The 15,670-nt window shown below is 72.4% G+C and carries 12 protein-coding genes; 4 read left to right on the top strand and 8 right to left on the bottom strand.

Annotation, left to right across the window (positions count from 1 at the left end; genetic code table 11):
* Positions 1 to 25: 25 nt before the first annotated feature.
* Positions 26 to 916 carry an oxygenase MpaB family protein gene (locus D1J60_RS29500; protein WP_125823149.1) on the bottom strand — a complete coding sequence of 297 codons (891 nt, stop codon included), beginning with the start codon at positions 914 to 916 and terminating at the stop codon, positions 26 to 28.
* A gap of 139 nt (positions 917 to 1,055) precedes the next feature.
* On the opposite strand from D1J60_RS29500, the gene sph reads away from it, so the two are divergent.
* Positions 1,056 to 2,045 (top strand): sphingomyelin phosphodiesterase, encoded by a 990-nt coding sequence (gene sph, locus D1J60_RS29495; RefSeq protein WP_125823148.1) that lies wholly within the window; start codon positions 1,056 to 1,058, stop codon positions 2,043 to 2,045.
* A 747-nt stretch (positions 2,046 to 2,792) separates the two neighbouring features.
* Here the strand turns inward: sph and D1J60_RS29490 are convergent.
* Entirely contained in the window at positions 2,793 to 4,619 is a 1,827-nt protein-coding gene (locus D1J60_RS29490; RefSeq protein WP_125823147.1) for an AMP-dependent synthetase/ligase, read from the bottom strand.
* Between the two features lie 94 nt (positions 4,620 to 4,713).
* On the opposite strand from D1J60_RS29490, the gene D1J60_RS29485 reads away from it, so the two are divergent.
* Positions 4,714 to 5,436 carry a MerR family transcriptional regulator gene (locus tag D1J60_RS29485; protein WP_125823146.1) on the top strand — a complete coding sequence of 241 codons (723 nt, stop codon included), beginning with the start codon at positions 4,714 to 4,716 and terminating at the stop codon, positions 5,434 to 5,436.
* Between the two features lie 16 nt (positions 5,437 to 5,452).
* Positions 5,453 to 6,115: a 1,4-alpha-glucan branching protein gene (locus tag D1J60_RS29480; RefSeq protein WP_125823145.1), complete on the top strand. Its 663-nt coding sequence runs from the start codon at positions 5,453 to 5,455 to the stop codon at positions 6,113 to 6,115.
* Between the two features lie 79 nt (positions 6,116 to 6,194).
* Here the strand turns inward: D1J60_RS29480 and D1J60_RS29475 are convergent, their stop codons facing one another.
* The 4 genes from D1J60_RS29475 to D1J60_RS29460 are packed head-to-tail and all read right to left on the bottom strand — an operon-like array spanning position 6,195 to position 11,985.
* Positions 6,195 to 8,366 (bottom strand): 3-hydroxyacyl-CoA dehydrogenase NAD-binding domain-containing protein, encoded by a 2,172-nt coding sequence (locus tag D1J60_RS29475; protein WP_125823144.1) that lies wholly within the window; start codon positions 8,364 to 8,366, stop codon positions 6,195 to 6,197.
* A gap of 52 nt (positions 8,367 to 8,418) precedes the next feature.
* A complete protein-coding gene (locus tag D1J60_RS29470) occupies positions 8,419 to 9,633 on the bottom strand; it encodes an acetyl-CoA C-acetyltransferase (RefSeq protein WP_125604004.1) in 1,215 nt (404 codons plus the stop codon).
* A 46-nt stretch (positions 9,634 to 9,679) separates the two neighbouring features.
* Positions 9,680 to 10,822: an acyl-CoA dehydrogenase family protein gene (locus D1J60_RS29465; protein ID WP_125824251.1), complete on the bottom strand. Its 1,143-nt coding sequence runs from the start codon at positions 10,820 to 10,822 to the stop codon at positions 9,680 to 9,682.
* A 35-nt stretch (positions 10,823 to 10,857) separates the two neighbouring features.
* Positions 10,858 to 11,985, bottom strand: a complete 1,128-nt coding sequence (locus D1J60_RS29460) for a CaiB/BaiF CoA-transferase family protein (RefSeq protein ID WP_125823143.1) — start codon at positions 11,983 to 11,985, stop codon at positions 10,858 to 10,860.
* Positions 11,986 to 12,186: 201 nt separating this feature from the next.
* On the opposite strand from D1J60_RS29460, the gene D1J60_RS29455 reads away from it, so the two are divergent.
* On the top strand, positions 12,187 to 13,401 hold the full coding sequence (locus tag D1J60_RS29455; protein ID WP_125823142.1) for a saccharopine dehydrogenase NADP-binding domain-containing protein: 1,215 nt from the start codon (positions 12,187 to 12,189) through the stop codon (positions 13,399 to 13,401).
* Between the two features lie 63 nt (positions 13,402 to 13,464).
* Here D1J60_RS29455 and D1J60_RS29450 read toward each other — a convergent pair whose 3' ends face one another.
* Positions 13,465 to 14,811: a DUF11 domain-containing protein gene (locus D1J60_RS29450; RefSeq protein ID WP_125823141.1), complete on the bottom strand. Its 1,347-nt coding sequence runs from the start codon at positions 14,809 to 14,811 to the stop codon at positions 13,465 to 13,467.
* Positions 14,812 to 14,979: 168 nt separating this feature from the next.
* Positions 14,980 to 15,669 carry an endonuclease V gene (locus D1J60_RS29445; protein WP_125823140.1) on the bottom strand — a complete coding sequence of 230 codons (690 nt, stop codon included), beginning with the start codon at positions 15,667 to 15,669 and terminating at the stop codon, positions 14,980 to 14,982.
* Position 15,670 lies beyond the last annotated feature (1 nt).

Below are 15,670 nucleotides of genomic sequence, written 5' to 3'. Positions count from 1 at the left end.
ACGCCGATCCGCGCGCCGGCACCCGTCAGCGGGTGCCGGCGCGCCACCGCGCCCGCGCCGCCCGGGCCCGCGGCAGGTAGCGCAGCCGCTCCGGCAGCACCGGTACGAGGAGCCGTACGGCCGTACTGAACCGCCGGAGCCGGCGCTCCTGCGCGGGGGTCCACTCCAGACCGATGGCGGCCCGGGCGTCGGGCGGCATGTACCCGACGGTGACGAAGGCCCGGAAGCGCAGGTAGCCGGCGCGCAGGGCCGGCCAGGTGAGCCGCAGCAGCAGCCGCAGCACCGGGGAGCCCACCTCGGGGCGGGGCAGGTCCGCGTCGGTGGCGACCAGTTCGCGGGCCACCTTCGTGGGCTCGATCTCCTCGGCCAGCATCCGCCGGTAGTAGGGCCAGAACTCCTCGACGGTCTGTGGCATGTCCCGGTCGCGCAGCCCCAGGATCCGCCCCACCCGCAGCCACTCCGCGTACAGCTGCCGCTCGTGGGCGGGGGTGATGGGCCGGAACAGGTAGCGCCCCGCGTACAGCGCGACGGGGAATCCGGTGGCGTGCACCCAGGCGTAGCAGGCCGGGTCCAGGGAGTGGTAGCGCCGGCCCCGGGTGTCCGTACCCCGGATCTCCTTGTGCAGCCGGCGCACCCGGCGCCCTTCCGCGACGGCCTCCGCCCCGCCGTACACCCACAGCATCACGGAGCGCAGCGAGCGCTCGCCCCGGCCCCAGGGGTCGGTGCGGAAGACGGAGTACTGGTCGACGCCGGCACCGACGGCCGGGTGGGCCACCTGCATGGTGAAGGCGGCGGGCAGGGTCAGCAGGGACCGCACGTCCCCGGCGGTCGACCACAGCACCCCACCGGGCGGCGGCGGCTCGGGATCGAGCCCCCTGCCGGCTCTGACGGGTGCTATGTGATCCATGTCGTCCATGGGACCAATTATGCGAGCGCGAGAAGTCTTCGCCCCGGACAGAAAGTCTTGTCACGGGTGTTACCCAGAGGTAACCGCGGCTGCTTGGATTGCGGCGTCGATCTTCCCCGCAGGAACCACCGGACTGACGGAGACCCCCATGCCGCAGATCACGCACCGCCGCGCCCGCGCCGCCGCCACGGCCGTGGCCGCGACCGCCGCCGCAGCCCTCGCCCTCACCGCCGCGCCCGCCGCCACGGCCGCCGAGGACTCCGCCGCCCCGCGGCTGAGCGTCCTGACCTACAACGTGTTCCTGATGAGCAAGAGCCTGTACCCGAACTGGGGCCAGGACCACCGCGCCGCCGAGATCCCCCGGGCCTCCTTCTTCCAGGGCCACGACGTGGTGGTGCTCCAGGAGGCCTTCGACAACGGCGCCTCCGACGCCCTCCAGGCCAACGCCTCGGCGCAGTACCCGTACCAGACCCCGGTGGTGGGCCGCAGCAAGAGCGGCTGGGACGCCACGGGCGGCTCGTACTCCACCACGACCCCGGAGGACGGCGGCGTCACGATCCTCAGCAAGTGGCCGATCCTGCGCAAGGAGCAGGTGGTCTACAAGGACGCCTGCGGCGCGGACTGGTGGTCGAACAAGGGCTTCGCCTACGTCGTCCTGAACGTCAACGGCACCAGGGTCCACGTCGTCGGCACCCACGCCCAGTCCACCGACCCGGGCTGCGGCGCGGGCGAGGCGGCGCAGATGCGCAGCCGCCAGTTCAAGAACATAGACGCGTTCCTCGACGCCAAGAACATCCCGGCGAACGAGCAGGTCATCGTCGCGGGCGACATGAACGTCGACTCCCGCACCCCGGAGTACGCCTCGATGCTCGCGGACGCCGACCTCGCCGGCGCCGACACCCGCACGGGACACCCGTACTCCTTCGACACGGCGCAGAACTCGATCGCCAACTACCGCTACCCCACGGACCCCCGCGAGGACCTCGACTACGTCCTGTACCGCAAGGGCAACGCCCGCCCGGCGGGCTGGGAGAACAACGTGGTCAAGGAGCAGTCGACCCCCTGGACGGTCTCCAGCTGGGGCAAGTCATACACGTACTCCAACCTCTCGGACCACTACCCCGTCATCGGCCGCTGACGACCCGTGCCTGGGGCCGGTGTAGGCGAAAGACGGCGGGGGACGGCGAGGAACAGGGGCGGACGAACGCCTGCGAGGGGCGAATCAGCCCTCTCCCAGGGCCTTTGACCACTTGTCGGAGTCTGCGGGTGACTCTTTCACCCGCAGACTCCGACAGAGCACCGTCCAACCCCACACCCCCCAACTGGCACAAAAGGGCTACATGAGCCTTCTGTGCGACCCATGACCAGCCCAAGACGGCAGCCGGCCGCCGAGATCAGAGAAGCGCGTAGCGATCTGTCGCGCCGGGGCACTCCGCAGGGGGCTCTGATCGGCCTCTCGCGCGGGTAGTCGCGCCCCTGGCCCGGAATCTCGACTCTTGAGGGCCCGGATTCCCGGCGGGCCGCGCCCGGCCCCTCGCCTCATCGCTGAGGCGCCCGCTCCTCCAACGATGGACCGTGCCGTTTCTCTGGGGGTTTCCCGGCAGTCTTTCGGCAGTCCGGGGCGGGTCGGCCTGTCAAGGGTCGCCGAAGGCGATCACGAAGCGACGCGACGAAGGAGCGCCCTTGACAGGCCGGCACGAACCGGAAGGACGATGGGACTGACGGGAAACCCCCAACCAGCTCTGAGACGGGGCGAGGGGCTACCGCCCCCCGCACCCCCGGCCCGCAGACAGGGAGGCGGGTGGGCAACCGCCGCCCGACCCCCGGGGGGTCGAGGGGGAGATAGCGGGCCCGTGCCGCGACTCCCCCAGGCGGTCGCGCCCCGTCACCCCTCCCCGTACAGCCCCTCGATCAGTGCCCCGTACTTCTCCCTGACCACCCTGCGGCGGAGTTTCAGGGACGGGGTGAGTTCTCCCGTGGCCGGGCCCCATTCCTCCGCGAGCAGCCGGTAGCGTTTGATCTGCTCCGTGCGGTTGAGGCGGGCGTTCGCGGCGGCGACCGCGCGGGACGTCTCCTCCAGGACGGCCGGGTGTTCGGCCAGGCCGGCCAGGGAGGTGGTCTCGATGCCCCGGGCGGCCGCCCAGGCCGGGGCCAGTTCGGGGTCCAGGACGAGCAGGGCGACGAGGTAGGAGCGGCCGTCGCCGTGGACCAGGGCCTGGCCGATGAGCGGGTGTTCCTTGACGGTGTTCTCCACCAGCGCCGGGGAGACGTTCTTCCCGTTCGAGGTGATGATCAGCTCCTTCTTGCGGTCCGTCAGCCACAGGAAGCCGTCCTCGTCGAGCCGTCCGATGTCCCCGGTCGGGAACCAGCCCTCGGCGTCGGCCGCGCTCTCCACCGTCCCGTCGGGCCGCAGGTAGCCGCCGAAGACGGTCGCCCCGCGGGTGAGGACCTCCCCGTCCGCGGCGACCTTCAGCTCCAGCCCCTCGATGGGCCGGCCGACCGAGCCGAGCCGGAACCCGTCGGGGGTGTTGCTGTTGAGGGTGCACACGCCGGAGGTCTCGGTCAGCCCCCAGGCGTCCATGATGGTGATCCCCCAGCCGGCCCAGAAGCGGACCACGTCGATCGGCATCGGCGCGGTGGCGCTGGCCGTCCAGACGAGCCGGTCCAGCCCCGCCAGCCGCAGCAGCGGGTCCAGGACCCGTTCCTTCGCCCCGGCGTACGCGGCTTCGAGCGCGGCCGGCACGTCTTCGCCGCGTTCCTGGTGGGCGGCCCGGGCCCGGGCCAGGTCCCCGGCGGCGTCGATGGCGCGCCGCTGCTCCTCCGGCAGGCCCGCCAGGACCGCGCGTACGCCCGCGGCGAGCTTCTCCCAGACCCGGGGCACCCCGAAGAACTGCACGGGGCGCAGCTCGCGGACGGCGGCGGCCACCGCGGTGGGGTCGGCGACGAGGCGGACGTGGGCGGCGCGCAGCAGGGGCAGGTAGATGCCGAGGATCCGTTCGGCGATGTGCGCGAACGGCAGGTAGCAGACGTGCTCGGCGTGTTCGGGGAGCTGGACGCCTCGGTCGAGGCGGACGGACTGGAGCAGGATGTTGCGGTGGGTCAGCCGGACGCCCTTGGGGTCGCCGGTGGTGCCGGAGGTGTAGACGACGGTGAGGGGGTCCTCGGGGCGGGTCTCGCGCCAGGCCTTCTCGAAGCCGTCGGCGCGGTGCAGCCGGGCGCCGTCGGCGTAGACGGAGCCGTAGGCGGTGTGCGGGCCGGCTTCGGCGGCCTCCGCTATGACGAGGCGTTCCAGCGGGGTCCCGGGGTCGTCCAGCAGGGGCGCCCACCGGTCGCGTTCGCCGGCGCCTTCGACGACGGCCAGCCGGGCCCGGCTGTGGCGGGCGATGTGGGCGATCTGCTCGGGCGCGGAGGTCCCGTAGACGGTGACGGGGACGGCGCCGAGGTGGACGAGGGCGAGGTCGCTGAGCCAGTGCTCGGGGCGGTTGGCCATCATCAGCAGGACGTGTTCGCCGCGTTCGACGCCGAGGGCGGCGTAGCCGGCGGCGAGGACGGCGACCTCGTGGCGGACCTGGCCCCAGTTCAGGGTCTTCCAGCCGTCGGCCTCGCGCCAGGAGAGGGCGGGCAGGTCCGGGTGTTCGGCCGCGTTGCGGGCCAGCAGGGCGGGGAGGGTGATGTCCTCGGGTCGTCCGGGCAGTCGCAGGTTCGTGGTCATGGGCAGCTCCTGGCCGTTTCACATCGTTGGTGCGACAGCAATACTGTTGAACCCAAGCCGTGGATCAGAGAGCTCAGAGAGCGAGGAGCGGGCGATGGCCGACCAGGCGACCGAGCCGATGCTCACCGTGGACGAACTGGCGTCCAAGGCCGGTGTCACCGTCCGCACCGTACGGTTCTACAGCACGCGCGGGCTTTTGCCCCCTCCCGTGATCGGACCTCGTCGCGTGGGGCACTACGGGCCCGAGCACCTGTCGCGGCTGGCGCTGATCGAGGAGCTCCAGCACCAGGGCATGACCCTGTCGGCGATCCAGCGCTATCTGGACGCCCTGCCGGACGACCTGAGCGCGCACGACCTGGCGATCCACCGGGCGCTGGTGGCGACGTGGGCTCCGGACGCGGCGCAGGAGGTGTCGCGGGCGGAGTTGGAGAGGCGGGCGGGGCGGATCCTGTCGGACGGGGACCTGCGCCGGCTGGCGGCGATGAACGTGGTGGCGGGGTCCGGGGAGGGCTTCCGGGTGGACGTGGGCCTGCTGCGGCTGGGGGTGGCGCTGCTGGACGTACCGATCGCCCACGAGACGCTGCTGGTGGCGCGGGGGATCCTGCTGGAGCACGCGCGGACGGCGGCGCACCAGTTGACGGCGCTGTTCCGGGACGAGGTGTGGGGGCCGTTCACCGAGGACGAGGACGACCCGGAGCGGGTGGAGTCGATGAAGGCTCTGTCGGCGCACATGCAGCCGATGGTGGTGCAGGCACTGGTGACGGCCTTCCAGCGGTCCCTGAAGGAGGAGTTGCGGGCGGCGTTCGCCTCGGAGTGAGGGTAGGTTCGGCCGCATGGCGATCATCCATCACACCACGCTGTCCCCGACCAAACTCGAACTCCTCGCGGAGTGGCTGCCCTTGAGGCCCTGGTACCAGGGCGTGGGGACGTCCGCGCGGCTCGCGAAGGCGGGGGGTTTCCGGCTCGACGACCCCGAGGGCGAGGTGGGGGTCGAGTTCATGGTGGTCACCGACGGGTCCGGGCCGGAGCCGGTCTCCTACCTGGCGCCGCTGACCTACCGGGGCGCGCCGCTGGAGGGCGCGGAGGCGGGCCTGGTCGGGACGCTGGAGCACGGGGTGCTGGGGAAGCGCTGGGTCTACGACGGCGCCCACGACCCCGTCCTGGTGGAGCAGTTGCTGGCGCTGCTGGCGGGCGGGGCGGTGGCCCAGGCCCAGGGCGAGACCGCCACCCCCGATCCGACGGTCGAGGTCCGCTCCGAGGGGCGCGGCGTGCCGGCGGGCCTGACCGGCCCGGGGAGGGTGTCGGACACCGCCGCCGGTACGGAGGTCACGGCGGGGCCGGTGGGTCAGGACGCCCCGGTGCTGACGCTGACCCTGAGCCGGGTGCTGCGTCCCGGGCCCGCCTCCGGGGAGGGGCTGCTCGGGCAGGTGCTGGCCGGCTGGTCCGCCCCGGACGGCGCCGCGCACCGCGGGGCGTTCGCGCACCTGCGGGCCTGAGGCCCCGGCGGCTCCCGCCGGTCCGGCCCGTCCCGCCGGCCCCGGGCCCGCCTTCGCGGGCCCGGGACCTCTGGCCGTCCTAGTCGGCGTACGTCTCGCCGCGCTCGGCCTTCGCCACCAGCGAGGCCGGCGGGGTGAAGCGTTCGCCGTAGGTGGCGGCCAGCTCGCGGGCGCGGGCTACGAAGCCGGGCAGGCCGCCCTCGTAGCCGTTGATGTACTGGATCACGCCGCCGGTCCAGGCGGGGAAGCCGATGCCCATGATGGAGCCGATGTTGGCGTCGGCGATGGAGGTGAGGACGCCCTCGTCGAGGCAGCGGACGGTGTCCAGGGCCTCGGAGAAGAGCATCCGCTCCTTCATGTCCTCGAACGGGATCTGCGCGTCCGGCTTGGCGAAGTGTTCGCGCAGGCCGGGCCAGATGCGGCTGCGCTTGCCGTTCTCGTCGTACTCGTAGAAGCCTGCGCCCCCGCTGCGGCCGGGGCGGCCGAACTCGTCGACCATCCGGTCGATGACCCGGTCGGCCGGGTGTTCGGTCCACTCGCGGCCCTCGGCCTCGAAGGCCCTGCGGGTCTCGTTGCGGATCTTGCGCGGGAGGGTGAGGGTCAGCTCGTCCATCAGCGAGAGCACCTTGGCGGGGTAGCCGGCCTGGGCGGCGGCCTGCTCGACGGAGGCGGGCTCGATGCCCTCGCCGACCATGGCCACGCCCTCGTTGATGAACTGGCCGATGACGCGCGAGGTGAAGAAGCCGCGCGAGTCGTTGACGACGATCGGGGTCTTGTTGATCTGGCGGACCAGGTCGAAGGCGCGGGCGACGGCCTCGTCGCCGGTGCGGTCGCCCTTGATGATCTCCACGAGCGGCATCTTGTCGACGGGCGAGAAGAAGTGCAGGCCGATGAAGTCGGCGGGGCGCGAGACGCCTTCGGCGAGCCCGGTGATGGGGAGGGTGGAGGTGTTGGAGCAGAGCAGCGCGTCGGGGGCGACGACGTCCTGGATCTCCTGGAACACCTTGTGCTTGAGGGCGGTGTCCTCGAAGACGGCCTCGATGACGGCGTCGCAGCCGGTCAGGTCGGCGGCGTCGGCGGTCGGGGTGATCCGGGCGAGCAGCTCGGTGCGCTTGGCCTCGGTGGTGCGGCCCTTGGCGAGCGCCTTGTCGAGCAGCTTCTCGGAGTACGCCTTGCCCTTGGCGGCGGCCTCGGCGGTGACGTCCTTGAGGACGACCTCGATGCCCGCGCGGGCGCAGGAGTAGGCGATGCCGGCGCCCATCATGCCGGCGCCGAGGACGGCGACCTTGCGGACCTTGCGGGGCTCGGTCCCCCGGGGGCGGCTGCGGCCGGCGTTGACGGCCTGGAGGTCGAAGAAGAACGCCTGGATCATGTTCTTCGCGGTCTGGCCGGTGACCAGCTCGGTGAAGTAACGGGCCTCGATGGTCAGGGCGGTCTCGAAGTCGACCTGGGAGCCCTCGACGGCGCAGGCCAGGATGTTGCGCGGGGCCGGGTAGGGGGCGCCGTTCAGCTGCTTCTTGAGGTTGGCGGGGAAGGCCGGCAGGTTGGCGGCGAAGCGCGGGCTGGAGGGCGTACCGCCGGGGATCTTGTAGCCGGGGACGTCCCAGGGCTGCTTCGACTCGGGGTTGGCGTCGATGAAGGCGCGGGCCTTGGCCAGCATCTCCTCGGGGGTGGCGGCGAGTTCGTGGACCAGGCCGTTGGCCAGGGCGCGCCGGGGGTCGTACTGGGTGCCCTGGAGCAGGACCTTGAGCAGCGCGTCGGCGATGCCCATGAGGCGGACGGTGCGGGTGACGCCGCCGCCCGCGGGGAGCAGGCCGAGGGTGACCTCGGGCAGGCCGATCTTGGAGCCGGGGGCGTCGAGGGCGACGCGGTGGTGGGAGGCGAGGCAGATCTCGTAACCGCCGCCGAGGGCGGCGCCGTTGATGGCGGCGACGACGGGCTTGCCGAGGGTCTCGATGCGGCGCAGGGACCGCTTGATCTCGGTGCCGGTGTCGAAGGCGAGCCGTGCGTCCTCGGGGCGGAGGCGGATCATGTCCTTGAGGTCGCCGCCGGCGAAGAAGGTCTTCTTGGCGGAGGTGTAGATGATGCCTCGGATGGAGTCCTTCTCGGCCTCGGCGCGGTCGGCGACGGCCGCGATGGAGTCCTTGAAGGCCTGGTTCATGGTGTTGGCGGACTGGCCCGGGTCGTCGAGGACCAGGGTGACGACGCCGGTCTCGTCCTGTTCCCAGCGGATCGTGGTGGACTCGCTCATGTTCGCTACTTCCGTGTCAGAGGTGGGATCAGGGATCGGGGATCAGGACGGGTCAGACGCGTTCGACGATGGTGGCGACGCCCATGCCGCCGCCGACGCAGAGGGTGACGAGGCCGTAGCGCTTGTCCTGGCGCTCCAGTTCGTCGACGACGGTGCCCAGGAGCATGGCTCCGGTGGCGCCGAGGGGGTGGCCGAGGGCGATGGCGCCGCCGTTGACGTTGACCTTGTCCAGGGAGACGCCCATGTCCTTGACGAAGCGCAGCACGACGCCGGCGAAGGCCTCGTTCATCTCGATCAGGTCGATGTCGTCGATGGTCAGTCCGGCCTTGGCGAGGGCCTTGCGGGTGGCCGGGGCGGGGCCGGTGAGCATGATGGTGGGCTCGGAGCCGGAGACGGCGGCGGACACGATCCGGGCGCGCGGGCGCAGGCCGCCCCGCTCGCCGGCCTCGCGGGTGCCGATGGCGACGAGCGAGGCGCCGTCGACGATGCCGGAGGAGTTGCCGGCGTGGTGGACGTGGTCGATCTTCTCGATCCAGTGGTACTTCTGCAGGGCGACGGCGTCGAAGCCGCCGAGGTCGCCGATGTCGGCGAAGGAGGGCTTCAGCTTGGCGAGGGTGTCGGCGGTGGTGCCGGGGCGGACGAACTCCTCGTGGTCCAGGACGACCAGGCCGTTGCGGTCGGTGACGGGGACCACGGACTTCGCGAAGCGGCCCTCCTTGATGGCGGTGGCGGCGCGCTCCTGGGACAGGGCGGCGTACTCGTCCACGTCGCGCCGGGAGAATCCCTCGATGGTGGCGATCAGGTCGGCGCCGATGCCCTGCGGGACGAAGCCGGTGTCCCAGTTGGTCATGGGGTCGGCGAACCAGGCGCCGCCGTCGGAGGCCATGGGGACGCGGGACATGGACTCGACGCCGCCGGCGAGGACGAGGTCCTCCCAGCCGGAGCGGATCTTGGCGGCGGCCAGGTTGACGGCTTCCAGGCCCGAGGCACAGAAGCGGTTCTCCTGTACGCCGGCGACGGTGTCCGGCAGGCCCGCGGCGATGGCGGCGATGCGGGCGATGTCGGAGCCCTGGTCGCCGACGGGACCGACGACGCCGAGGACGATGTCGTCGATGGCGGCGGGGTCCAGGCCGGGGTTGCGCTCGCGCAGGGCGTCGATGAGGCCGACGACCAGGTCGATCGGCTTGGTGCCGTGCAGGGCGCCGTTGGCCTTGCCCCGGCCGCGCGGGGTGCGGATCGCGTCGTACACGTACGCTTCGGTGCTCACTGGTCAGGCCTTTCGAAGGTGTCCGAGGGGGAGGTCGGGGGCGGAGTCAGCCGAGGAGGGAGCGGCCGATGATCTCTTTCATGATCTCGGTCGTGCCGCCGTAGATGGTCTGGATGCGGCCGTCGGTGAAGGCGCGCGCCACCCGGTATTCGGTCATGTAGCCGTATCCGCCGTGCAGCTGGAGGCAGCGGTCGGCCACCCGCTTCTGGAGTTCGGTGGCCCACCACTTGGCCATCGAGGCGTGGACGTGGTCCAGTTCCCCGTTGGCGTGGTCGGTGATGCAGCGGTCGAGGAAGGTGCGGGTGACGGCGCACTCGGTGGCCATCTCGGCGATCTCGAACCGGATGTGCTGGAGCTTGGAGAGCGGCCGCCCGAAGGCCTCGCGTTCCTTGACGTACGTGGTGGTGATCTCCAGCAGGTGTTCGGCGGCGGTGATGGCGGCCATCGCGATGCCCATGCGCTCCTGCGCGAGGTTGGTCATCAGGTGGACGAAGGCCCCGTTCAGCTCGCCGAGGAGGTTCTCCTTGGGGACGCGTACGTCGTTGAAGAACAGCTCGGCGGTGTCCTGGGACTTCTGGCCGATCTTGTCGAGGTTGCGGCCGCGTTCGAATCCCTCGGCGCCGCGCTCGACGACCAGCAGGGACAGTCCGTGCGCCCCGCCCTCGGGGGTGGTCTTGGCGACGACGATGACCAGGTCGGCGAGGATGCCGTTGGAGATGAAGGTCTTGGAGCCGTTGAGCAGCCAGTGGTCGCCCCGGTCCTCGGCGGTGGTGCGGATCCCCTGGAGGTCGGAGCCGGCGCCGGGCTCGGTCATCGCGATCGCGGTGATGGTCTCGCCGGAGCAGAAGCCGGGCAGCCAGCGGCGCTTCTGCTCCTCGGTGCCCAGCGAGGTCAGGTAGGGGCCGATGATGTCGTTGTGCAGGCCGATCGCGAGTCCCGGGGCTCCGGCGCGGGTGAACTCCTCGGCGAGCACCGCCGCGTAGCGGAAGTCCGGGTTGCCTCCGCCGCCGTACTCCTCGGGGACGGCCAGGCCCAGCAGGCCCTGCCGGCCTGCGGCACGCCAGGCGTCCCGGCTGACGATGCCGTCCTTCTCCCACTGCTCGTAGTGCGGCAGCACCTCCTTGTTCAGGAAGGTGCGTACGGTCTCGCGGAACGCCTCGTGGTCGGCGTCGTAGATGCGGCGTCGCATCGGGGCCGCGCTCGTCGTACGGCTGGACAGTTCCATCAGGCCTCTTTCGGGAGCAGTGCCGGTACGCCCCAGTCGGCGGCCACGGAGCCGGTGTCCGCGCCGGGCAGGGCAGGGCCGGAGGCGACGCGGGTCGGGGTGGCGGAGAAGCGCGGGGCGGGGGCGGGCTGGAGGGTGCCGCCGAAGTCGGTGAAGGTGCCGCGGGCGGTGAGGTGGGGGTGGTGCGGGGCCTCGCGGAGCGAGAGGACGGGTGCCACGCAGGCGTCGGTGCCCTCGAAGACGGCCGTCCACTCCGCGCGCGTACGGGACTTGAAGCGCGCGGCGACGGCCTCGCGCAGCTCGCCCCAGCGGGCGAGGTCCTTGCGGGCGGGGGCCCGGTCGGCGATGCCGAGGAGCTCGGTGAAGGTGTCGTAGAACTGCTGCTCCAGAGCGCCGACGGCCATGTACTGGCCGTCGGAGGTCTCGTAGGTGCCGTAGAAGGGGCAGCCGCCGTCCAGGAGGTTGGCTCCGCGCCGGTCCTGCCAGCCGCCGGCCGCGACCATGCCGTGGATCATGGCGGTGAGGTGGGCGGTGCCGTCGACGATCGCGGCGTCCACGACCTGGCCGGCGCCCTCGGGGCCGCGGGCGTGGTGGAGGGCGGCGAGGATGCCGATGACGAGGTAGAGCGAGCCGCCCGCGTAGTCGCCGACGAGGTTGGCGGGGACCGCCGGGGGCTCGCCGGGGTTGCCGATCATGCCGAGTGCGCCGGTGACGGCGATGTACGCGATGTCGTGGCCGGCGGTGTGGGCGAGCGGGCCCTGCTGGCCCCAGCCGGTCATCCGGCCGTAGACCAGCCCGGGGTTGCGGGCGAGGCAGTCGTCCGGGCCGACGCCGAGCCGCTCGGCGACCCCGGGGCGGAAGCCCTCGATCAGCACGTCGGCGCGCTCGACCAGGTCCAGTACGAGGGCGGGGCCCTCGGGGGACTTCAGGTCGACCAGGACGGAACGCTTGTTGCGGTTGGTGACGTCGTGGGCCGGGTCGATCGCGAGCCCTCCGCCGCCCGGCCGGTCCACGCGTACGACGTCCGCGCCGAGGTCGGCGAGGACCATGGCGGCGAACGGGCCGGGGCCGATGCCCGCCAGTTCGACGACGCGTACTCCCGCGAGCGGGCCTGCTGTCACTGCCATCGTGCCCCCGGCATCCTGGTGTACGGGTGGGTGGGTGTGCAGGTGTGTGACACAACCGATGTAACACCAGTGATGCTAGGAATGCTCCCCACTCAGCACAAGAGCAAGCGCTTAGCAGGTTTCCGCTGTGGCTCCTGCTCGCCCGGACCGTCGGTGTCAACGCTAACCTCAGCCACCCACACCAGCTGGGAGGAACGTTCCATGACCGAGCAGGTACACAACGAGCCCGTCCGCGGCGGCCGTCCGGGGCGGGAGCTCGACCTCGTGCTCTACGGCGCCACCGGCTTCGTCGGGGCACTCACCGCCGAGTACCTCGCCGGGCACGCCCCCGTCGGCACCCGGTGGGCGCTGGCCGGGCGCGACCTCGGCAAGCTGGAGCGGCTGCGCGAGCGGCTGGCCGCCCTGAACCCGGACTGCGCGCGGCTGCCGCTGCTGCGGGCCGACGCGGGCGACCGGCGGGCGCTGCGCGAACTGGCCGCCCGTACCCGGGTGGTGGCCACCACGGTCGGGCCGTACGTCCATCACGGTGCGGAGCTGGTCGCGGCCTGCGCCGCGGAGGGCACCGACTACGCGGACCTCACCGGGGAGCCGGAGTTCGTGGACCGGATGTACGTCGAGCACGACGCGCGGGCCCGCGAGACGGGGGCGCGGCTCGTGCACGCGTGCGGGTTCGACTCGATCCCGGCCGACCTCGGGGCGTACTTCACGGTGGGCCTGCTGCCCTCGGGGGTGCCGCTGCGGGTGGACGGGTTCCTGCGGGCCGGGGCGCTCGCCTCCGGCGGTACCGTCGCCTCCGCCCTGACCGCGCTGGGCCGGGGGCCGCAGACCCTGGCGGCCGCGCGCGCCCGCCGGCTGCACGAGCCCCGGCTGCCGGGGCGCCGCGTACGCGGGCCCGTGGGCGTTCCGCGCTTCAGCCGGGAGACCGGGACCTGGGCGCTGCCGCTGCCCGTACTGGACCCGCGGATCGTGACCCGGTCGGCGGCCGTGCTGGAGCGGTACGGGCCGGACTTCCGCTACCGCCACTACGCCTCGGTGCGGCACCTGCCGGTCGCGGTGGGCCTGACGGCGGCGGTGGGCGCGACCGCGGCGCTGGTGCAGGTCCCGCCGGCCCGGCGGTGGCTGATGGGCCTGTGGGAGCCGGGCAACGGCCCGGACGCGGAGCGGCGCGCCCGCAGCTGGTTCACGGTCCGCTTCGTCGGCGAGGGCGGTGGCCGCCGCGTGTTCACCGAGGTGTCGGGCGGTGACCCGGGCTACGGGGAGACCGCGAAGATGCTGGCGGAGTCCGCGCTGTGCCTGGCCCACGACGCCCTCCCGGACCGCTCCGGCCAGCTGACGACGGCGGTGGCCATGGGTGACGCCCTGTCGGCCCGCCTCCAGAAGGCCGGCATCCGCTTCCGGGTGGCGGCGCAGCGGTAGGGGTTCGGCGGCGGGGCCCCGGGCGCTCGTCCCGGCCCGGTCCCCGCCGCCTCCCCCGGCCGGCTAACGCCCGCCGTGCCCGTCCCCGTGCTCCTTGTGCTCCTCGCGCTCCTTCTGCTCTTCCTCCCCGTCGCCGGCGGCCGGCTTGATCTTCGTGGACGCGAAGCCCGTGTTGTTCTTCTTGCGCGGGTCCTGGTCGTCACCGAAGACCGTGGCGGTGTTCGGCACGGCGGTCGGCTTGGTGACGTCCGCGGCGGTGCCGGACACCGTGATCTTCACGCGGCCGCCCTCGCGCAGCGGGCCGCCCGTGCAGGAGAGGAGGCCGTTGCTGATCTCGCAGCCCTCGGTGTCGGTGGCGGGGTCCAGGACCCTCGCGGGGAGGTCGTCGACCAGGGACCAGCCGGAGGAGGCGCCCTTGTGGTCGTTCTTCACCGTGATGTCGTAGGTGATCTCGTCGCCCGCCCTGACGACCTTGGGGCCGCGCTTGTGGACCGACAGGTCGGCGGAGGAGTCGAAGAAGCAGGAGGTGGCGTCGACGTTCGTCAGCGACTGCTCCGGCGTCGCCTGCCGCGACAGCACGGTGAACTTCGGGTTGGATCCGGCCGCGTTCTTCACGTGGACGCGGATGAGCTCTCCGGCGTTGCGGAAGAACCCGAGGTCGCCGTTTCCGTAGACGAAGACGCCGCCGAAGTCGGAACCGCCCGGCAGGACGCCGGGGAAGAAGTCCGCGCTCGCGTTCTCGACGTCGATCCGTACGATGGCGCCCGCCTCGGTCGCGCCCCAGAGGTACCCGTCGTGGAAGGCGATGTCGAAGATGTCGAGGGCGTCGGGAGCCAGGGCCGGGATGTCGATCGTCCGGACCACCCTGTTGTTCTTCACGTCGATCTGCTGGATCAGACCCGTGTTGTCGGCCAGGACGAAGTAGTTGCCCTCGTCGTCGAACGTGCCCGAGATGTAGAGGGCGGCCGGAAGGCCCTCGACCCCGTCCTCGTTCAGGACGTACTCGCCCTCGCCGTCGAAGCGGACCAGCTTGTTGGCCCCGTCGCCGAACGTGGTCCCGTACAGGAAGCGGTCGTCCGGGTTCACGCCGATGGCGTTGTAGAGGAAGGGCGTCGGCTCGCCCAGCTCCTTGAACCGGACCTTCCCGGGCCCCCGTTCGACGGTGTAGAGCTGGTCCGGATCGCCCTTGGAGAGGTAGACCTTCCCGTCGCACGCGACGGGGCTCCCGTCCGGGTGCTTCGGATCGGAGACCGCCGCGGAGCCCTTGGGGCCCGCTGGTGCCGCGGCGGCGCCGGCCGGAGCCGCCAGCGCGCCGGCCGCGAGCCCCGCGACGACGCCGAGCGCGCTCAGCGCGGCCACCGCCCGCCGCTGCCGCTTCCTCTGGCCCGCTCCGTTCGTACCTCTGCTCACGAATCTGCCCCTTCCGCCGCCAAGCGCAGCCGGGCTGCGCACCGTTGGTACCGCGCGTACCGGACAAAGACGAGCACAAAGGGCATTGGGCCGTACACGGAGGCTCGGGCTTCACCGGCCGAGTTCGCTCAAATGCACCAGGGGCGCGAACACACGGGCGAGCTCCGGTCACTGGAGGCCGTCGACGGCCTCCCGGAGGGCGCGACGGCACAGGGAGTCGGCGTGCCGGGTGGTCTCGGGGATGCGGAAGCGGGGGCTCAGCGCGAGGGCGTGGGCGCAGGCGTTGTCCAGGGAGACGCGGTGGCCGACGGAGACGTACACCGGTTTGATCCCGTGCTGGGTGCGCAGCGCCCGGCCGACGACGCCGCCGTCGGGCGCGAGCAGCGGGGAGGACTCGCCGCGCGGGGCGCCGGGCTCCTCGCAGGTGAAGGTGAAGGGGTTCTTCGCGACGCCCATGCTGGGCAGGCTCGTGACCACCCCGAGGTGGCAGGCCAGGCCGAAGCCGCGCGGGTGGGCGAGGCCGTAGCCGTCACAGACGACGAGGTCGGGGGTGACGGGGAGGGCCTCCAGGGCGGCGAGCACGGTCGGCAGCTCGCGGAAGGCGAGCAGTCCGGGCACGTAGGGGAAGCTGACGTTCCCGGCGGCGGTGGACTCGGCCACCACCTCCAGGGTGGCGGCGTCGAGGACCACGGCGGCGGCCGCGACCAGGTCCCGTTCGTCGTCGTAGGCCACGTCCACCCCGGCGATCAGCCCCTGGCCGGGCGGGGGGCCTACCTCGTCGAGCACGACGCGGCCACGCAGTTCGTCCTGTATCGCCCGGGCCTCGGCCTCGTCGGCGGGGGTCTTCACAGTCGTCATG

Source organism: Streptomyces sp. W1SF4, from assembly GCF_003950035.1.
Classification (GTDB): domain Bacteria; phylum Actinomycetota; class Actinomycetes; order Streptomycetales; family Streptomycetaceae; genus Streptomyces; species Streptomyces racemochromogenes.
The sequence above is the reverse complement of the archived record's forward strand: the minus strand, read 5'-3'. Positions and strand labels throughout refer to the sequence as shown.

Coding starts and splice junctions, on each gene's coding strand:
- D1J60_RS29500 (WP_125823149.1), bottom strand. CDS start 916: ATGGACGACATGGATCACATAGCACCCGTCAGAGCCGGCAGGGGGCTC.
- sph (WP_125823148.1), top strand. CDS start 1,056: ATGCCGCAGATCACGCACCGCCGCGCCCGCGCCGCCGCCACGGCCGTG.
- D1J60_RS29490 (WP_125823147.1), bottom strand. CDS start 4,619: ATGACCACGAACCTGCGACTGCCCGGACGACCCGAGGACATCACCCTC.
- D1J60_RS29485 (WP_125823146.1), top strand. CDS start 4,714: ATGGCCGACCAGGCGACCGAGCCGATGCTCACCGTGGACGAACTGGCG.
- D1J60_RS29480 (WP_125823145.1), top strand. CDS start 5,453: ATGGCGATCATCCATCACACCACGCTGTCCCCGACCAAACTCGAACTC.
- D1J60_RS29475 (WP_125823144.1), bottom strand. CDS start 8,366: ATGAGCGAGTCCACCACGATCCGCTGGGAACAGGACGAGACCGGCGTC.
- D1J60_RS29465 (WP_125824251.1), bottom strand. CDS start 10,822: ATGCGACGCCGCATCTACGACGCCGACCACGAGGCGTTCCGCGAGACC.
- D1J60_RS29460 (WP_125823143.1), bottom strand. CDS start 11,985: ATGGCAGTGACAGCAGGCCCGCTCGCGGGAGTACGCGTCGTCGAACTG.
- D1J60_RS29455 (WP_125823142.1), top strand. CDS start 12,187: ATGACCGAGCAGGTACACAACGAGCCCGTCCGCGGCGGCCGTCCGGGG.
- D1J60_RS29445 (WP_125823140.1), bottom strand. CDS start 15,669: ATGACGACTGTGAAGACCCCCGCCGACGAGGCCGAGGCCCGGGCGATA.